The following is a 2,040-nucleotide window of genomic DNA, read 5'->3' on the forward strand; positions in this document are numbered from 1 at the left end:
ACCTATCTCATCGTCCTCTTGTTTGCCTGGCGCTCCTGTGCGTCAGGCAATCCGGTCGGCTATATCGTCCATCTCGCCGACAGGCGGCCGGCCAGCGCGCTGATGGCCGCCATATCGATCGTGCTTTTGTTCGTCGTCATCGCCAGGCAGCGGCCCGGCATGGCTGGCATGATCGATACGTTCGTGGCCGCGGCACTTCTGGTGCTGATGCTCAGCGAGGACGACGAACGGACATTCGCCGGGCTGCAGACCGTCGTTCACGTTGTCATGACGGCGAATGCGCTGCTTGCCCTTTTCGAGTTCGCCACCAAGACGCTTATCTTCCCCTATCGCCTCGACGGCGTGGCGTTTACCACCGATCTGCGCTCGAGCGCGCTGCAGGGACATCCGCTCGCCAATGCCATGGTGACGTCGATCTACGTGCTTGCGCTGCTCTCCGGTGCCAGATCCCTGTCGACGCCTGTGCGGATAGGATTGATCGGCCTGCAATGCGCGGCACTTGTCGCGTTCGGCGGCCGTTCGGCGATGGTGATGACGATTGTGCTGGGCGGTTGCTATCTGCTTTCCAAGGGCATCAGCAAATTGCGCCGGGGACGCGTCAATCTCTTGGGTGCGGCACTCGGCTTCATGCTTGCCGCGCTGCTGCCGGTCGTCATCATCGTGGCGGCATATTATGGCTTTTTCGATGCGCTGCTGGAGCGCTTCGTGTCGGACAGCGGCAGCGCCAATGCCCGCGTCGAGATGTTCGAGCTCTTCAAGCACCTGGAATTACGCGATCTGATCGTGGGGCCGGATGTCGACCTGATTGACAGCCTGCGCCGCATCAACGGTCTCGAACAGGGCATCGAGAACCCGATTATCCGCACCGTCCTCTATCAGGGCGCCTTCTTCACCCTTTTGCTGACGTTCGGCTTCGTGCTGTTCCTGTTCGAGGTGGCGCGCCGCTGCCATCCCGGCATCTGGCTGCCGATGCTGGGCTGGGTCATTCTGATCAACACCTCGGAAAGCGTCGCGTCGAAGACGACGCTGCTGACCAAGTTCGTGGTGCTGGCGCTGGTGCTTTACCGGCCGACGCGGGCAGCGTTCAGGCCCGTCAGTCCGCCGGCATGGTCAGGCCAAGCGCCGCGATGATATCGGGGTCCAGTGCCCGGGTGGTGTCGTCCATCATGCCCATGCCATCGAAGAGATCCCACAGTGCCCAAGCGAAGCCGAGTTCCTCGGCGCTCCGTCTGACATCGGCGATGTAGCGCGCGCGATCCGGATTGGGGGCGGCGACATAGCGGGCGTCGGTGCGCAGCGCGCCGAACTCGCCCATGATGATGCGTTCCGGCGCAAGGCCGTGGCCGTCGGCCCAGTCGCGAACCTGGCGAAGATATTTGTCGACAAACCAGCGGTCGGGCCGGGCGTCGAAATAGACTTTCAGCACACGCTCGGTATCGGCATAGGCTGCCTGCTTGGCGTCTTCAGGGATTTCGGTGTCCTGCGCCATGCGCGCCCTGACCGATGCCAGCGTCTGTTCCAGCGAGCCGGCAGATGCCGGCCACGGCACATTGTTGAGCGACCGGTAGACGGGCTCGCGCATCCAGGGTGCCCCCTGATGGCTGAACAGATAGGGCTCATAGAAGTGGAAGGTGAACAGGATCGGCTCGAACGGGGACAGCGGTGCCGGATCGAGCGCTGTCAGTCCGCTCACCATCGAGCCGCAGCCGCCGGTGACGACCAGCGGCAGGGTCGCGGCCGATGCTCTTGCCGCCGTCAGAAGTGAAAGCTGGATCTGCGACCAGACGTTCGACGCGCAGGCCTGCGCCGGCTCGTTGACCGGCTCGAGCGCCACCCTGCCGGGCTGGAACCGCGCCAGCCTGCCGGCAAGCTCGCCGACCAGCCCGCGGTAGAGATCGAACGCGGGTGCGGCGGTGCTGGAGACCATGCGGTCGGGGTTCCAGTAATGGGTGGCTGCATTGGCCTGGATGTTGACGATGATGCCGAGATCGGCGTGGAGGGTGGCCGTGACAGCGGCATCCAGCATGTCCAGCAACCGGC

2 protein-coding genes are annotated in these 2,040 nt (G+C 64.0%); one reads left to right on the plus strand and one right to left on the minus strand.

What is annotated here, in order from left to right:
* The coding region (locus EN964_RS32815; RefSeq protein WP_127277317.1) for a VpsF family polysaccharide biosynthesis protein at positions 1–1,131 on the plus strand (1,131 nt) is incomplete at its 5' end.
* Here EN964_RS32815 and EN964_RS32820 read toward each other — a convergent pair.
* Positions 1,094–2,040: glycoside hydrolase family 5 protein (locus EN964_RS32820; RefSeq protein ID WP_127277319.1), on the minus strand; the 947-nt coding region annotated here is incomplete at its 5' end. The genes EN964_RS32815 and EN964_RS32820 overlap by 38 nt on opposite strands.

The organism is Mesorhizobium sp. M7A.F.Ca.CA.001.10.2.1 (genome assembly GCF_003998575.1).
In the GTDB taxonomy this organism is placed as follows: Bacteria; Pseudomonadota; Alphaproteobacteria; order Rhizobiales; family Rhizobiaceae; genus Mesorhizobium.